Source organism: Rossellomorea sp. YZS02 (genome assembly GCF_033963925.1).
Taxonomy (GTDB): Bacteria; Bacillota; Bacilli; order Bacillales; family Bacillaceae_B; genus Rossellomorea.
Genome location: NZ_JAXBLY010000027.1, coordinates 14,027 through 30,868, shown reverse-complemented (window position 1 = coordinate 30,868; position 16,842 = coordinate 14,027). Strand labels below are relative to the sequence as shown.

General features: G+C 43.7%; 14 protein-coding genes and 2 tRNA genes. 14 read left to right on the top strand and 2 right to left on the bottom strand.

The window, feature by feature from the left end; genetic code table 11:
• Positions 1-27: 27 nt before the first annotated feature.
• From mfd to SLH55_RS21075, 10 genes are all read left to right on the top strand, one after another.
• Positions 28-3,558 carry a transcription-repair coupling factor gene (gene mfd / locus SLH55_RS21120; RefSeq protein WP_320324409.1) on the top strand — a complete coding sequence of 1,177 codons (3,531 nt, stop codon included), beginning with the start codon at positions 28-30 and terminating at the stop codon, positions 3,556-3,558.
• 300 nt (positions 3,559-3,858) lie between these two features.
• Positions 3,859-4,395: a stage V sporulation protein T gene (gene spoVT, locus SLH55_RS21115; protein ID WP_219170383.1), complete on the top strand. Its 537-nt coding sequence runs from the start codon at positions 3,859-3,861 to the stop codon at positions 4,393-4,395.
• A gap of 164 nt (positions 4,396-4,559) precedes the next feature.
• The gene (locus SLH55_RS21110; RefSeq protein WP_320324408.1) at positions 4,560-6,176 is read left to right on the top strand and encodes a polysaccharide biosynthesis protein; all 1,617 of its coding nucleotides are present in this window, start codon (positions 4,560-4,562) and stop codon (positions 6,174-6,176) included.
• Positions 6,177-6,189: 13 nt separating this feature from the next.
• On the top strand, positions 6,190-7,650 hold the full coding sequence (gene mazG, locus SLH55_RS21105) for a nucleoside triphosphate pyrophosphohydrolase (RefSeq protein ID WP_320324407.1): 1,461 nt from the start codon (positions 6,190-6,192) through the stop codon (positions 7,648-7,650).
• Positions 7,651-7,672: 22 nt separating this feature from the next.
• Complete coding sequence (locus SLH55_RS21100; RefSeq protein ID WP_206858024.1) at positions 7,673-7,939, top strand: RNA-binding S4 domain-containing protein; 267 nt, start codon at positions 7,673-7,675, stop codon at positions 7,937-7,939.
• A 98-nt stretch (positions 7,940-8,037) separates the two neighbouring features.
• A complete protein-coding gene (gene yabP / locus SLH55_RS21095; protein WP_219170387.1) occupies positions 8,038-8,340 on the top strand; it encodes a sporulation protein YabP in 303 nt (100 codons plus the stop codon).
• Positions 8,337-8,990, top strand: a complete 654-nt coding sequence (gene yabQ / locus SLH55_RS21090) for a spore cortex biosynthesis protein YabQ (protein WP_219170389.1) — start codon at positions 8,337-8,339, stop codon at positions 8,988-8,990. The genes yabP and yabQ overlap by 4 nt, the downstream gene beginning before the upstream one ends.
• Before the next feature lie 43 nt (positions 8,991-9,033).
• Positions 9,034-9,423 (top strand): FtsB family cell division protein, encoded by a 390-nt coding sequence (locus SLH55_RS21085; protein WP_226677537.1) that lies wholly within the window; start codon positions 9,034-9,036, stop codon positions 9,421-9,423.
• A 74-nt stretch (positions 9,424-9,497) separates the two neighbouring features.
• Positions 9,498-9,923, top strand: coding sequence for a S1 domain-containing RNA-binding protein (locus tag SLH55_RS21080; RefSeq protein WP_098353691.1), 426 nt, complete (start codon positions 9,498-9,500; stop codon positions 9,921-9,923).
• Positions 9,924-10,106: 183 nt separating this feature from the next.
• Positions 10,107-10,577: a DinB family protein gene (locus tag SLH55_RS21075; RefSeq protein ID WP_320324406.1), complete on the top strand. Its 471-nt coding sequence runs from the start codon at positions 10,107-10,109 to the stop codon at positions 10,575-10,577.
• A gap of 53 nt (positions 10,578-10,630) precedes the next feature.
• Here SLH55_RS21075 and SLH55_RS21070 read toward each other — a convergent pair.
• Positions 10,631-10,702: transfer RNA gene (locus tag SLH55_RS21070), tRNA-Glu, on the bottom strand.
• Positions 10,703-10,711: 9 nt separating this feature from the next.
• Positions 10,712-10,788: transfer RNA gene (locus tag SLH55_RS21065), tRNA-Met, on the bottom strand.
• A 289-nt stretch (positions 10,789-11,077) separates the two neighbouring features.
• Between SLH55_RS21065 and spoIIE the strand changes: the two genes are divergently transcribed.
• The 4 genes from spoIIE to tilS all read left to right on the top strand — a co-directional run bounded on the left by spoIIE (position 11,078) and on the right by tilS (position 16,841).
• A complete protein-coding gene (spoIIE, locus tag SLH55_RS21060; protein WP_219170395.1) occupies positions 11,078-13,564 on the top strand; it encodes a stage II sporulation protein E in 2,487 nt (828 codons plus the stop codon).
• 95 nt (positions 13,565-13,659) lie between these two features.
• The gene (locus SLH55_RS21055; protein WP_044340612.1) at positions 13,660-14,400 is read left to right on the top strand and encodes a VWA domain-containing protein; all 741 of its coding nucleotides are present in this window, start codon (positions 13,660-13,662) and stop codon (positions 14,398-14,400) included.
• Positions 14,369-15,370 (top strand): serine/threonine-protein kinase, encoded by a 1,002-nt coding sequence (locus SLH55_RS21050; protein WP_320324415.1) that lies wholly within the window; start codon positions 14,369-14,371, stop codon positions 15,368-15,370. Before SLH55_RS21055 ends, SLH55_RS21050 begins: the two co-directional genes overlap by 32 nt.
• A 67-nt stretch (positions 15,371-15,437) precedes the next feature.
• A complete protein-coding gene (gene tilS / locus SLH55_RS21045) occupies positions 15,438-16,841 on the top strand; it encodes a tRNA lysidine(34) synthetase TilS (protein ID WP_320324405.1) in 1,404 nt (467 codons plus the stop codon).
• The last annotated feature ends 1 nt before the right edge of the window (position 16,842 follow it).

Below are 16,842 nucleotides of genomic sequence, written 5' to 3'. Positions count from 1 at the left end.
AAAGGGTTCAAGGGGAGGAGCGTACACTTGAAAGGTATTTTAAAACAGGTCCATCAAAGTGAAGAAATCCAGTCCATCATCGCCGGAGTGGAGGAAGGACTGTCTGAACAACTTGTTGCAGGATTGTCCGGTTCATCGAGGACGGCGTATATTGCAGATGTGTATCTGCAAACGAATAAATCCACTATAGTGGTCACACATAATTTATTTCAAGCTCAGAAAGTCTATGACGATCTCATTCAGTTTGTATCAGAGGATGAGGTATATTTATATTCTGCTAATGAGTTAATCGCAGCTGAGTTAAGCGTGGCGAGTCCGGAGCTGAGGGCTCAGCGGATCGAGGTATTGAATAAACTTTCAAAACATCACAAGGGTATCTACATCGTTCCGGTCGCAGGTTTGCGGAAAATCCTTCCTCCTCCATCGATGTGGGCAACAAACCAGATCCGTTTTCAGATGGGTGAAGATATCGACTTGGATGAAGTATTGAATCAATTGGTGCAGATGGGGTATCAGCGTACAGGGATGGTCAGCACACCAGGGGAATTCAGCCTGCGCGGGGGAATTGTAGATATTTTCCCTTTAACATCCCAAAATCCTGTACGAATCGAATTATTCGATACCGAAATCGATTCTATCCGCATATTTTCTGCTGAAGACCAGCGTTCCATCGATAAACTGAATGAAATGGAAATAGGCCCTGCCACAGAGGTCTTGTTGAAATATGAGAACATGGAAAGGCTCATTAAGGAAATAAATGCCGGATTGTCCACCAGCTTAAAGAAGGTAAAATCTGCAGCCGTCAAGGAGAAGATGACAGAGTACATAGGGCATGAGGTGGATCAGCTTGAAAATGGGCAGGTGCCTGAGCAGATCTTCAAATACTTATCACTGGCGTATGAGAATCCTAGTAGTTTGCTAGATTATTTACCTAATGATGGGGTTCTGTTCTTTGATGAGTTCAGTCGCGTACAGGAAATGAGTGAGTCACTCGAGAAAGAGGAAGCGGAGTGGTATACTTCCCTCCTTCAAGAAGGACAGATCATTCATGACGTAGCGGTCTCTCATGCTTTTTCGACGCTGGTTAACAGGACGAAGCTTCCGAAGGTGTATTTCTCTTTGTTCCTTCGTCAAATTGCCAATACCAGCCCCCAGAACATCTTTAATGTGTCTACGAAACCCATGCAGAATTTCCATGGGCAGATGAACGTATTGAAGGCAGAACTGGATCGCTGGAAAAAAGGAAACTATACCGTTGTGTTATTGGGACCGGATCAAGAACGGGTCAAGAAGCTGCAAAGAGTACTGGATGATTATAAAATCGAGATTGCCTTTGTGGAAGATGGAGATAAGCTGTTACCTGGTAAAGTCCAAATGATCAATGGAAGCCTGACAAGCGGGTTTGAGCTCCCACTTCAGAAGATTGCCGTTATCACAGAAGAAGAACTATTCAATAAGAAGACTCAGAAGAAGCCGAGAAGGCAGAAGCTTTCGAATGCAGAGAGAATCAAAAGCTATTCCGAGCTGAAAGTTGGGGATCATGTCGTTCATGTGAACCACGGGATCGGTAAATTCCTGGGGATTGAAACATTGGAGATCAATGGCGTCCATAAAGACTATCTTCATGTGAAATACCAGGGGAATGACAAACTTTATGTCCCGGTCGATCAAATCGAACTGGTACAAAAGTACGTTGCTTCAGAGCATAAAGATCCGAAGCTGTATAAGCTGGGCGGAAGTGAATGGAAGAAGGTCAAGTCTAAGGTTCAATCTTCTGTACAGGATATAGCGGATGATCTCATCAAGCTCTATGCTGAAAGGGAAGCGGCAAAAGGGTATGCCTTTTCTCCTGATGGGGAGATGCAAAGAGATTTTGAAATGGCCTTCCCATATGAAGAAACAGATGACCAGCTCCGTTCTGTGACCGAAATCAAACACGATATGGAAAGAGAACGTCCGATGGACCGGTTACTATGCGGGGACGTGGGATACGGAAAGACCGAGGTTGCGATTCGGGCAGCCTTTAAGGCGATTGCTGATGGAAAACAGGTAGCCATCCTTGTCCCTACTACCATTCTTGCTCAACAACATTATGAAACGATCAAAGAACGGTTTCAGGACTTTCCTGTGGAAATCGGGTTATTGAGCCGTTTCCGAACCAGGAAACAGCAGCAGGAGACAACGAAAGGTCTTAATAGCGGCACGGTTGATATTGTGGTGGGGACCCATCGACTCCTGTCAAAAGACATTCAATACCGGGATTTGGGACTGTTGATCATCGATGAAGAACAAAGGTTCGGTGTCACACATAAAGAGAAGATCAAACAGTTAAAAACCAATATCGATGTACTGACCCTGACGGCAACACCGATTCCCCGGACGTTGCATATGTCGATGCTTGGGGTAAGGGATTTATCGGTCATCGAAACACCACCGGAGAATCGATTCCCGGTCCAGACCTATGTGATGGAGTACAATGGGGCCTTGATTAAAGAAGCGATCGAAAGGGAAATGGCACGTAACGGTCAGGTGTATTTCCTCTATAATCGCGTGGAAGATATCGAAAGGAAAGCCGATGAAATATCCATGCTAGTCCCCGATGCCCGTATTGCCTACGCTCACGGTCAGATGAGTGAAAATGAACTTGAAGCCGTCATATTAAGCTTCCTTGCAGGCGAATACGATGTTCTGGTTACCACGACGATTATTGAAACAGGTGTCGATATCCCGAATGTGAACACGTTGATTGTCTTTGATGCAGATCGTATGGGCTTATCGCAACTTTACCAACTAAGAGGACGTGTAGGACGTTCGAACAGGGTGGCCTATGCCTATTTCACCTATCGTAAAGACAAGGTCCTCACGGAAGTGGCAGAGAAACGACTGCAGGCAATTAAAGAATTCACGGAGCTTGGATCGGGATTCAAAATCGCCATGCGTGACTTGACGATCCGCGGTGCGGGAAATCTCCTCGGGGCACAGCAGCACGGATTTATTGACTCTGTGGGATTCGATCTGTATTCCCAAATGCTCAAAGAAGCCATCGAAGAACGAAAAGGGGATCTCCCGAAGCAGCCTGAATCGAGCTTTGAGGTCGATATAGAAATCGATGCTTATATTCCGGATGATTATATTAAAGATGGTCATCAAAAAATCGAGATGTATAAACGGTTCCGCTCCCTATCTTCCCTTCCTGAAATCGAAGAGCTGGAAGAAGAAATCCTGGACCGGTTCGGGGAGTATCCTGAAGAGGTGGGTTATCTATTCCTGATCTCAGAAATGAAAATATACGCAAAGAATACGGATCTTGAATCCATCAAGCAGGATAAGAAAACGGTGAATATCTTCATGTCACCGGAAGGAACGGCGAAGATCGACGGTTCCAAAGTATTTAACCTTTGCAACAAACACGGCCGTGCCGTCGGACTTGGAATGGAAGGCTCCAAGCTTAAAATATCCATCAACACAGCACGACTTGAAGCGTCCAAATGGTTCAACATGGCCTACGACATCATCAAGCATCTGGATGAAGCAGTAAAAGTAGAAGAAAACGTGTAAGCATTTAACGATATCGATACAAAACCAGTGGCATTTCTTCCCTTCGTTATAATAATGTAACCAAAATGTAAACGCGCGGATTGTTTCACTCTACTATGATAAGGGTATTAGTATTTATGCAGCTGCCAACAATGGAAAAAGATACCTGCATTAGAATTTTAGTGAAATTACAGAAAAAATAACTGAATGTGTATAGAACTTCTAAGTTGTAAGATACTAAACTCAACAATGGTAAAGTATTCATCCAGAGATGGGTACATTGCCAAATAAAATCATCTGATGAAAGTGAGGCAACTATAGATGAAAGCAACTGGTATTGTTCGTCGTATTGATGATTTAGGGCGTGTCGTTATTCCGAAAGAAATTCGCAGGACATTAAGGATTCGCGAGGGAGATCCTCTTGAAATCTTCGTTGATCGTGACGGAGAAGTCATCTTAAAGAAATATTCCCCAATCAGTGAACTTGGTGACTTTGCTAAGGAATACGGCGAAGCATTGTACGACAGTTTGGGAAGTGCCGTATTGATTTGTGATCGGGATGCAGTCATTGCCATCTCCGGCGCTTCGAAGAAAGAGTATTTAAATAAGAACATCAGTGAGCTGATCGAGAAAGTAATGGATGACCGCACGTCTCTATTACACACTCAACAGGGACAAGCTGAGCTTGTCGAAGGACACGGTGAAGATCTTGCTTCCTATACGATCGCTCCGATTGTCGCAAATGGAGATCCGATTGGTGCCGTTGCGATTTTCTCAAAGGAACGTACAGTAGGTGAAGTGGAACAAAAGGCAGTAGAAACGGCAGCTGGCTTTTTAGCAAGACAAATGGAGTCATAACGTAAAGGAGTGGCATAAAAGCCGCTCTTCTTTTTTTTGCCTCCAATCAGCCATCTTAGAACATAGCCGGATCAATATGGTAAAATGACCAGTACATATATGATTTTTCATAAGCTGATCGATTCACGCTTCGAAATAGTGGTAAGGAAAGGCAGGAAAACGGGTTGGGTAAGAAGTACTCTTCCAATCGATTTTTGAAAGGTGCAATGGTATTGACGATCGCAGCATTGGTAACGAAAATACTAAGTGCTGTCTATCGGGTGCCGTTTCAGAACATTGTTGGAGATATCGGATTTTATATATATCAGCAGGTGTATCCATTTTACGGAATCGCCATCGCGTTATCCACCTATGGATTCCCTGTCATCATTTCGAAAATGGTAGCGGAGAAACTGGAGGAAGATGATGAAGAAGGTGCAAAGAATGTGGCCGTTACCTCCTTCCTGTTCCTCTGTATCGTCGGTGTGGCCTGGTTCCTGCTTGTCTACTTCGGTTCAGGGGTGATCGCCCGGTGGATGGGAGACCCAAAGCTTAAGCCGTTGCTTCAAATGATTTCATTGTCCTTCCTTTTGTTAGCACCCCTATCTATCATAAGGGGATATTATCAAGGAAAAGAAGATATGGTACCCACGGCGGTTTCTCAGGTAACGGAACAAACCATCAGGGTGGGGACGATTCTTCTATTTTCAACCATTTTGGTATCTCAAGGGTACTCTTTGTATATGACAGGAAACGGTGCGCTGTTCGGATCCATCACCGGTGGTCTCGGTGGCTTATTGGTGCTTTTGTCGTTTCTGACTGCGCGGAAGGAAAAGCTGTTTTCACGAAAATACTTTTCTCTGCCTGTCGGATATATACAAATCTGGTCCCGGTTATTAAAGAATGGTACGGCCATCTGCGTCAGTGCGATGCTGCTCGTCTTACTTCAATTTGTTGATTCACTGAACGTATATTCCCTACTTCTATCCTCTGGGATGGAAGAAGTAAGTGCGAAAACGTGGAAAGGGATTTATGACCGGGGACAGCCTTTTGTCCAGCTCGGAACGGTTGTGGCTACATCCATCTCACTGACCATTGTTCCACTCGTCACCAATGCCTATCTGAAAAGAAAAGAGGATTTAGTGAGGGAATACAGCCAGCTGGCCCTTAAAATAAGCATTACCATCGGGTTTGCTGCGACTCTCGGGATCATTAACATCATGGTGCCGACGAACACGATGCTATTTGAAAATGCCCTTGGTTCAAAGGTCATCGCTGTATTCTGCCTGTCGATATTCTTTAGCTGTCTTATCTTGACATTTGCCGGTATTTTTCAAGGCATCGGGAAGATTTATTTCCCTGCATTCTGCATTGTAACAGGCATTTTTGTAAAATATCTTGGCAATGCCTTGCTGATCCCGATCATGGGGATCATGGGTGCATCCATATCTACGGTAGGCTCTTTAAGCATAACGGCCATCATGATGCTGAGTTATTTACGAAAGCTGTTTCCCATCCGTTTTTTCACCTTCTCTTTTTATAAAACATTGTTGATGAGCGGTGCAGCCATGACGATTGGTTTACAGGGATTATTGCAGATTTATGATACACTTTTAGACAAAGGAATGCCTGATCGTCCACTTTCCATCCTCTTTTCATTAGGTGGAGTAGGGATTGGGGGCGCCATCTTTCTGGTCGTGCTATTAAGAGGGAATGTCCTCTCAAGGGAAGACATCAGTTTCTTGCCTTTTGGGAGCAAATGGACGTGGCTGATGGATAAGGTTCAGCCGAATAATAAGTAGCGAGGAGATTAACATGAATACCATAACGATAGTCGGGTTAGGGGCAGGAGATTTAGAACAGCTTCCCCTTGGAGTATATAGACGTATTAAAAGCAGCTCACATCTTTACTTGAGGACGGATCGGCATCCCGTCGTAAAGGATTTACTGTCAGAAGGGGTGACGTTTCAATCGTTTGACGCTGTATATGAAAAACATGATCAGTTTGATCTCGTATATGAAGAGATTGTCCGTGAACTGGTGGCCGCATCAGAGCGGCATTCACTTGTATACGCCGTTCCCGGTCACCCTTTGGTCGCTGAAAAGGCTGTCCAAATGCTACTGGATCTTCACGGTGAAGGAAAGATCCACGTTGAGATCGGCGGGGGACAGAGCTTTATTGATGCCCTGTTTGCTTCTGTCGGAGCGGATCCGATTGATGGGTTCCAGCTCCTTGATGGGACCAGCTTAAAGCTTCAAGATATTCATATGAAACAGCAGCTCATCATCGGACAAGTATATGATGCCTTCATTGCTTCTGAGGTGAAACTCACTCTGATGGAGCTCTATCCATATGATTATGAAGTCATGCTTGTAACGGCTGCAGGGAGCAGTGAAGAGAAAGTGGAGCGGATTCCACTGGTGGAGCTTGACCGGGTGGCCCATCTGAGCAATCTGACCAGTTTATACATTCCTGCAGTGAAAGAAATGGAGTCCTCCTTTAAGCAATATGCCACATTAAGAGAGATCATTTCGACGCTCCGGGGTCCAAATGGGTGTCCGTGGGACAAAGAACAAACTCATCACTCCCTGAAAAAATACCTTATTGAAGAAACGTATGAGTTATTAGAAGCTATCGAGGAAGAAGATATTGATCATATGATCGAAGAGCTGGGCGATGTCCTTCTTCAGATCATGCTCCATGCTCAAATAGGCGAAGATGAAGGCATGTTCACCATGGAGGAAGTGATTGAAGGCCTTGCTTCCAAGATGGTCCGGAGGCATCCTCATGTATTCGGAAGCGTCCAAGTGGAAAACACGGAACAGGTGAAAGCAAACTGGGACGAAATCAAGAAACGTGAAAAACAGGACGATAGGGAACCAATGCTTAAGAACGTAGCAAAAGGTATGCCGGCTCTCATGAAGGCGTTTGAATATCAGAAAAAAGCTGCGAAAGTGGGCTTTGATTGGGCAGACCCTAAAGGTGCCTGGGAGAAAGTATGGGAAGAATTAAAGGAATTTGAAAGTGAAGTCGAGAATAATAGTGAAAATAGCATGAAAAAAGAATTTGGAGATGTGTTATTCGCTCTTATCAACGTGGCCAGATTTTATAAGATTTACCCTGAGGAAGCTTTAGCCATGACGAACACGAAATTCTACCGCCGTTTTTCTTATGTGGAAGAACAGGTTGAAAAATCCGGAAAGAGCTTTGAGGACTATTCGCTGGAAGAGTTGGATCAATTCTGGAACGAAGCGAAAAAGATGAATATCGAATAAGGGGAGATATACAATGGTATCCATGAGATTAGATAAATTCCTGAAAGTATCAAGACTGATCAAAAGAAGAACCTTGGCGAAAGAAATTGCCGATCAGGGACGAATCACGGTGAACGGCCTGCAGGCAAAAGCGAGCTCCAATGTAAAGGTGGGGGACGAATTAAGCGTAAGGTTTGGTCAGAGGATAATGAGGGTAAAGATAGAAAGGCTTCTGGAAACAACCAAAAAAGAAGAAGCAAGCGGACTTTATTCCGTCCTCTCAGAAGAAAGAGTCGAGGAAGCGGAGTAAAGGATACATAGCTCTAGGTATGTAAATTGGTTCTAATTTTCCCCCAAACACATAAACATAGTTACAAAGCTTGTACTATGGGAATGTGAGGGATGGATATGAATCAATATTATGATGGAAACAAAGATAAAACGACGTTTCAGGAACATGACGTGATGATGAGGGGGCGCAAGCTTCTGGACATCACAGGCGTGAAGCAAGTGGAGAGCTTCGATAACGAAGAGTTTCTCCTTGAAACGGTGATGGGATTCCTCTCTGTCAGGGGACAGAATCTTCAAATGAAGAATCTGGACGTGGATAAAGGCATCGTCTCGATAAAAGGAAAGGTGTTCGATCTCGTTTACCTGGATGAACAAAGTGGGGAGAAGGCTAAAGGCTTCTTTAGCAAGCTGTTTCGATGACCCTCTCCACCCAGTTCTATACCATGCTCTCCATGATCGGCATGGGGGCATTATTTGGTGCGGCCCTCGACACGTACTCCCGGTTCTTAAACCGATCCGAGAGAAAACGGTGGTTTGTATTCATTAATGACATCTTGTTTTGGGTTTTACAGGCACTGGCGATCTTTTATATCTTATTCGTTGTTAATTTCGGTGAAATCCGTTTTTATATTTTCATTGCATTGCTGTGTGGCTTTGCAGGGTATCAGGCTTTGATTAAACAGCTTTATCTTGCTTTTCTTGAACGTCTGATCCACTTTTTCATCTCCCTGTATAATTTCGGTGTGAAAATGGTGAAAAAGTTGATTTATTCACCGATAAAATGGATGATAGTGCTTCTGATCACGATTGTATTATCTGTAGGAAAAGGGCTCTTATCCGTCATATTATTCCTTTTAAAGGTAATCTTGAAGGTGATGCAATGGGCGATAAAGCTCATAATCACACCTATATGGTGGATATTAAAGGGTATTTGGAATTTATTGCCGAAAAATCTTACAAAAAGAGTCGAGAAGTTATATAATAAAATGGCAGGAATTTTTAACGCATATATCAAAAAAGTATATAGAGTGGTAGATAAGTTTAAAAGGAAACCTAAAGATAAAGAATAGAGCTTAAGGCTTTGCCACTCCATATTGTAAAGGAGGTATGGGAATGAGAAAGAACGTGACACCAATGGAAAATGAATATGTCCGTCATCAGGAGCATATGCATAAATCTTCATCTAAGAGAAAAAAGCGTTTGGTCCGTCGATTAGCAGTTTTCTTTGTGTTAGTGTTGGCAATTAGTGGATTTTTAATCTCGACCCTCATTTCCAGAGCCCAGGTCTTAGAAGATAAACAAACGGAAAAAGCACAATTGGAAAAAAAGTTGGAACACCTGAAAGATAAGCAATCAGCACTCGAAGAAGAGATTGTGAAGCTTAACGATGATGAATATATAGCCAAACTGGCGCGCCGGGATTACTTTTTATCAGATGAAGGTGAAATTATTTTCAACATACCTGACTCAGATAAAGAGAAAGAAGAAGAGGTGTCTTATTGACACTCTTTTTTTTAATTGGCTATAATATATAGTAAGGTTTATCTTTTATAATTTTAAGGAGGAGCATTTCTTTTATGTCAATCGAAGTAGGCAGCAAGTTACAGGGTAAGGTAACAGGTATTACAAATTTTGGAGCGTTCGTGGAATTATCGGAAGGTTCAACAGGTTTAGTTCACATTAGTGAAGTTGCAGACAACTATGTTAAGGATATTAACGAACACCTTAAAGTCGGCGACGAAGTAACAGTTAAAGTTATTAATGTTGAGAAAGATGGAAAGATCGGTTTATCCATCCGTAAAGCGAAAGATCAACCACAACGCCCGCAGCGCCCTCAGCGTCCTCAGCGCCCGCGTAGTAATAACAAACCGAACGACACTCGTACGAAAGAGAGTTTTGAACAAAAGATGGCACGTTTCTTAAAAGACAGTGAAGATCGTTTATCATCTTTAAAGAAAAACACTGAGTCTCGTCGTGGTGGAAAAGGGGCGAAAAAAGGTTAACTTGCTGTCTATTAACCCATATAGCAGGTTGTGAACGGAAAACAGGCATACTCATGATGATGAGTGTGCCTGTTTTTTTATTGTCTCTGAAAGAGGGCTTTTATTTTGATTAAAGACCCATACAGGAAATTCGTCATCCTTTACCGAATAGTTAATATATATCATTTAGTGGAGGCAGGATGTATGAAAAAAGAACAAATTATCGATCATCATGAATCGTTTAAGATGTGGCTGAATGAATTGAAGTCGATAAACAAAGAGGAATGGCTTCAACCGATGGAAACGGGAAAGTGGTCGATTGCGGCAAATGTTTCCCATATCATTAAATGGGATCAATATTCCTTACAAGAGATTCTTCCATATGTCGTGGAAGGAGCAGAGCTTACTCCTTTCCCGGATTTTAAAGAATTTAATGGAGAAGCTGAAGAATATGCGCACCGAGTGGTAAAACAGGAAGACTTGGTTGAAGAAGGGATCAGAACACGGGATCAAATCATAGCCTATGTGAAAAACCTTTCGGAGAATGACTTCCTGCAAGCATTCAAAGTGGGGGATCAACATTTTACCCTGGAAGAATTTTTTGAAGACTTCATCGGTCATGATAAACACCATCAAGAGCAGATCGAAGAGGTAGTATCTTTAGAAAGAACTTGAATGGCGAAAAGAGCAAAATAAAAACGACTATCATCATGATAGTCGTTTTTTTATGACCCGTACGGGATTCGAACCCGTGTTACCGCCGTGAAAGGGCGGTGTCTTAACCGCTTGACCAACGGGCCGATATAATATGGTAGCGGCGGAGGGGATCGAACCCCCGACCTCACGGGTATGAACCGTACGCTCTAGCCAGCTGAGCTACACCGCCATATCAATCTATACCTTTTTGGCACAAAATCTATGATACCTAGAAAGAATTATCTTGTCAATATACGATTGTAAAGAATTTGTCAGATTTCCCTTAAGCATAGTAACACAAGGATTTGAAAAGAAAAAACAAGGAATTATTAGAAGATCCCTCGTGAATATTCTGAATATTTTACCGGAATCAATAGAAAGTCGTCGAAACATTCTTGGTATGCATTCCCTCATTTTGACAAAGTTTTAAGCTCGTACCATTTATACTGAACAAAAAAGAAATGGGGAGTGTTTCATACATGGGGAAAGTCGATCAGTCGATCATCGAACCTGTTCAGAACGTTGACATTGAACACACGAAATTGGAACTATCCAAGGGGATCCGGTCCGTTTATTCGAAGCTCGAATGGTTATTTGTAGAAAAGGGGATTGCCTTATTCGTCATTGGATTTCTACTCGGGAGAGCTTTAATCCTTTCACATTTGTCACCATTTGCCCTGCCGTTCTTTGCCTCTGTTTATATCATTCGGAGAGAGAAATCGCCGATTGCACTGATCGGGCTATTGGCAGGAGCGCTTACCTTATCCATTCCTACTATCAGTTATACGTTCGGAAGTGCGGTAATATTCCTGTTAGCTTTTCGGCTATCGCAGAAATACCATAAGAATAATGTGAGGGCTGTTGCTTTCTATGTATTCTTTACGGTCATGGCTGCCAAACTGGGCTTTGATTATATTCAACAAGGACAAGCCCTCACCATTTATAACGGGGTGATGGCGGCAATAGAAGCAAGCCTCGCGTTTCTATTAACCTATATTTTCATCCAGAGTGTACCACTTGTGACTGTTCAGCGGCGAAGGAAGTCGTTGAAGACCGAAGAAGTGGTCAGCTTGATCATTCTCCTGGCCTCCATCCTGACGGGGACAATCGGTTGGTCTGTGTACAATTTATCTGTGGAACATGTGCTATCAAGATATCTGGTGCTGCTGTTCTCCTTTATTGCAGGGGCCACGATGGGTTCAACGGTAGGGGTGGTAACCGGTCTTGTCTTCAGCTTGGCCAATGTTTCAAGCTTTTATCAAATGAGCTTGCTTGCTTTTTCCGGACTTCTGGGCGGCCTCATGAAAGAAGGAAAGAAATTTGGAGCGGCAATCGGTTTGTTAATCGCTACATTATTGATGGGAATGTACGGGGATACAGATACGGTCATTACGAAAACACTTTATGAATCGGGAGTAGCGATCTTACTCCTCTTTTTAACCCCGCAAAGTTTGACGTCTAAAATTGCGAGACATATACCCGGAACGGCTGAATATCAGCAGGATCAACAAGGGTACATGCGCCGGGTCAGGGATGTGACCGCTCATCGGGTCACTCAGTTCTCGTCGGTCTTCCAGGCTTTATCGAACAGTTTTCAACAAATAGAAGACCGGTTTGAAGAGGAGGAAGATAAAGAATTTGATTATTTTCTCAGCAATGTAACGGAGAAGACGTGTCAAACCTGCTTTAAGAAAGATCAGTGCTGGGCGCGCAATTTTGATAAAACTTATAATCTTATGAAAGATGTGATGACCGAGTACGACCAGGGAAGGGTCCCACTTTCCCCGAGACTGGCAAGGGAAGTGGAGAAGCATTGTACCAGGGAGAAGAAGTTGAAGGACACAATCTATCAGGAGCTGACTTTCTATCAGGCAAACCTGAAATTGAAGAAGCAGGTTCAGGAAAGCAGGAAGCTTGTGGCTGACCAGCTGCTCGGGGTCTCGGAGGTGATGGGGAACTTTGCGAAAGAAATCCAAAGAGAAAGGGAAAATCATCATATTCAGGAAGAGCAGATCCTGACGAGTATAGGAGAGTTTGGAATCGAAATTGAAAATATTGAAATCTATAATCTGGAACAGGGGAATGTCGATATCGATATCACCATGCCTTATTGCGGTGGGCATGGTCAGGGTGAAAAGCTCATTGCCCCGATGCTATCCGATATATTAGGAGAAAATATCGTCGTCCAGAAGGAGGAATGCGCCCAATTTCCGAATGGTCAATGTCATGTCACCTTTCAATCCGCCAAGAAGTTTGTCGTCGATACGGGGGCTTCCCATGCAGCGAAAGGAGGCGGCCTTGTTTCAGGGGACAGTTATTCGATGATTGAATTAGGAAGGGGGAAATATGCAGTTGCCATCAGTGACGGGATGGGCAACGGTGAAAGAGCCCATTATGAGAGCAATGAGACACTGAGATTATTGAAAAAGATATTGGAGTCCGGAATTGAAGAACAGGTGGCAATCAAGTCCATCAACTCGATCTTGTCCCTCAGGACGAATGATGAAATTTTTTCTACACTGGATTTAGCCATGATCGATCTGCAGAATGCCTCATCACGTTTTTTGAAAATCGGTTCGACCCCAAGTTTCATCAAGCGTGGGGATAAGATCCTCAAGGTGGAAGCCAGTAATTTACCGATGGGGATGCTTCAGCAGGATTTCGATGTGGATGTGGTGTCAGAGCAGTTGAAGGCAGGAGATCTTCTCATCATGATGAGTGACGGTGCATTTGAAGGACCGAAACATGTAGAAAATTATGATCTGTGGATGAAGAGGAAGATAAAGGAGCTTGAAACCGAGGATCCACAGGAAGTGGCGGACATTCTGATGGAGGAGGTCATCCGGTCGAGTTCCGGTTTAATAGAAGATGATATGACCATTGTGGTGTCGAAAATCAAACATAATATACCGAAGTGGTCCTCCATCCCGATGCATAAAGCGAAAACGAAAGATAAAATTTCATAGGCTGGAGTATGCCCTATAAAAATAGTTAACTAGAGTATAATTCCCTCCTGATTCGGCGAAGATGATATCAACTTTAGAATGAGGAGGGGAGTCTGATGAAGCCAGGTACACTTCGTCAAATTCTTTTAATTACGGATGGTTGCTCGAATCAAGGAGAAGACCCGATTGCAATGGCGGCCCTTGCCAAGGAGCAGGGGATTTCGGTCAATGTGATCGGTGTGATGGACAATGATGTCATAGATGATAATGGAATGCAGGAAATTGAAGGGATTGCTCTATCGGGGGGTGGAGTGAGCCAGATCGTATATGCTCAACAACTTTCTCAAACGGTACAGATGGTCACGCGCAAAGCGATGACACAGACGTTGCAGGGGGTTGTAAATAAAGAGTTGAAACAAATTCTTGGGAAATCCGCTTCCATGGAGGAGCTTCCTCCCGAACAGCGTGGAGAGGTCATGGAAGTAGTCGATGAACTCGGTGAATCCGTTGATATGGAAGTGTTGATTCTTGTCGATACGTCTGCAAGTATGAAACATAAGCTTCCGACAGTCAAGGAAGCCTTATTGGACCTATCGTTAAGCTTGAATGCAAGGATGGGGGATAATAAGTTTTCTGTCTTTGTATTTCCCGGGAAACGACAAGATGTCGAAAAATTGCTGGATTGGACACCGAAGCTTGAAACATTGACAAGTATTTTCTCTAAACTGTCTCCAGGTGGGATCACTCCAACAGGACCGGCGATTTCAGAGGCCATTACACACTTTAAGAAAAAACGTTCATTAAGGGGATTGCTCTCTCGTGGCGATGATGAACAATACTTCGAAGAAACCATTTAGTTTCCCCCCTGGAACAGTTATAAGAGGTAAATGGTACAAGCATATTTATACCATTGTGAAGGAACTGGGCTATGGTGCCAATGGGATGGTATATCTGGTGCAAGGGTCAGCAGGGTACCAGGCGTTAAAGATGAGTGACAGTAATGTCTCGATCACTTCAGAAGTCAATGTATTAAAAGCTTTCTCAAAGGTCCAAGGCTCACCCCTTGGGCCAAAGCTTCTTGATGTGGATGATTGGGAGGTCAGGGGTCAAAAAATCCACTTTTATGTAATGGAATATATACAGGGGACCGACCTGCTCTCATTTGTGCAGTCCAAGGGGTTTTCCTGGACAGGTGTCCTCATTGCCCAGCTTCTTTCAGATCTGGAACGCATTCATAAAGAAGGATGGGTGTTCGGGGATTTAAAGCCGGAAAATTTGATCGTGACGGGTCCTCCTTACCGTATTCGCTGTATCGATGTTGGTGGTACCACCATCAATGGCCGTGCCATAAAGGAGTTTACGGAGTTTTTTGATAGAGGATATTGGATAGGGGGATCAAGGAAGGCAGAGCCGTCTTATGATCTTTTCTCCGTAGGGATGATTCTCATCAACCTCGCGTATCCAACGCGTTTCACGAAGGCTCCCGAGGGGAATATGAAACAACTGAGGAAGGCGATCGATTCCAGGGACCAATTAAAAAGGTTTGCAGGAACGATCCAGGATGCATTGGAAGGGAAATTTCTATCCGCCAATGAAATGAGGGAGAGCCTCTTGCACGGACTATCCCATGTCCAAGCAACGCAGCAGCCGAAGCCGAAAGCGCAGAGGCCGGTCCCTAATCACTCCACTGCAAGACCCTCTTCTGCCCACACCAGCAGATATCAGAACCAAAGGAGTAAAAAGACCGGTCATTTCCTGGAAACCGTCCTTGTTGTCATCATTGTGTCACTTCTGTATGTTTTGTATATTTATGGAGAATTGTTGTAGCATATCAGTGTGAGAATGCAGAATAAATTGATACAATGGGGAAAATGGTTTGAGGAAGAGGATCACAATGTTTGAGGATACAACAAAACGTTTCATACGCGAACATCAGCTGATTGAAAAGGGAGACCGCATCGTAGTGGCTGTGTCAGGCGGACCCGATTCCTTAGCACTGCTCCACTTTCTTGATGAGAACAAGGTTGAACTGGGAGTAGATGTAGAAGCGGCCCATCTTGATCATATGTTCAGGGGCGAAGAGTCCTTTCAGGAGCTTCTGTTTGTCAGGGAATTCTGCAACCGTCGTCACATCCCTTTTCACGGAGAAAGGGTAGATGTTTCAACGGAAATCGAGCGGACAAATGGCAGCCTGCAAGATAAGGCACGTCAGATCCGTTATGGGTTTTTAAAAGAGGTCATGGAAGAGGTATCTGCTACCAAATTGGCTCTCGGTCACCACGGGGATGATCAGGTGGAAACCATCCTGATGAAATTGACAAGGGGAGCATCCGGTGCGGGCAGGGCTGGTATACCGGTAAAGCGACCATTTGCCGGTGGTGAGATCATCCGACCGCTTCTTTCAGTGACAAAAGAGGAGATCGAAAGGTATTGTGAAACACATGGTCTCATTCCGAGAAGAGATCCAAGTAATGAAAAGGAAGATTATACGAGGAACCGGTTTAGAAAGAGGATCCTTCCGTTCTTGAAACAGGAAAACCCCCATGTACATCTCCAATTCCAACGATTTAGTGAAGAATTGACAGAAGATGAGGCATACTTAGAGGAATTAACAAGGGAAAAGTTGAATAAGGTATGGAATAACACCGGGGATTACTCGACTTTACATATCGATGGTTTTCTTGCGATGGCTCAGCCTTTACAAAGAAGAGGGATTAATCTAATATTAAACTATCTTTACAAACTAAGACCATCTTCCTTATCGTCTATACATATTTACGATGTATTGGGTATTTTAAAAGGAAAAACGCCGAATGCCAGCTTAGATTTACCAAAGGGGCTAAAGGTAACGCGTGCGTATCATACATGCTATTTTCACTTTGGGGATTTAGCCTTAACCGAGGTTCCATACTGTTATGAGCTTCAGGTTAACAACAGGCTGGACATCCAAGGTGGATATCAGTTCCTTCTCTATTCTTCCCCGCCCGTTCTGGACCGGGCCGGTGATGTGATCTATCTTGATCCAAGCACAGTGTCCCTACCGCTATACGTGCGTACGAGAAGAAGTAAGGATCGAATGAAAGTGAAGGGAATGGAAGGCTCTAAGAAGCTAAAAGCCCTCTTCATCGACCAAAAAATCCCTGCACATCTTCGTGATGAATGGCCGATAGTAGTGGATGCAGAAAACCATATACTATGGGTTCCGGGAATGAAAAAGTCCATTTACGATTTGGGAGAAGAGCAAGAGAATAGTTTAGTACTACAATTTACAAGCAATCATCTTCTAGGAGGCAGTTGAA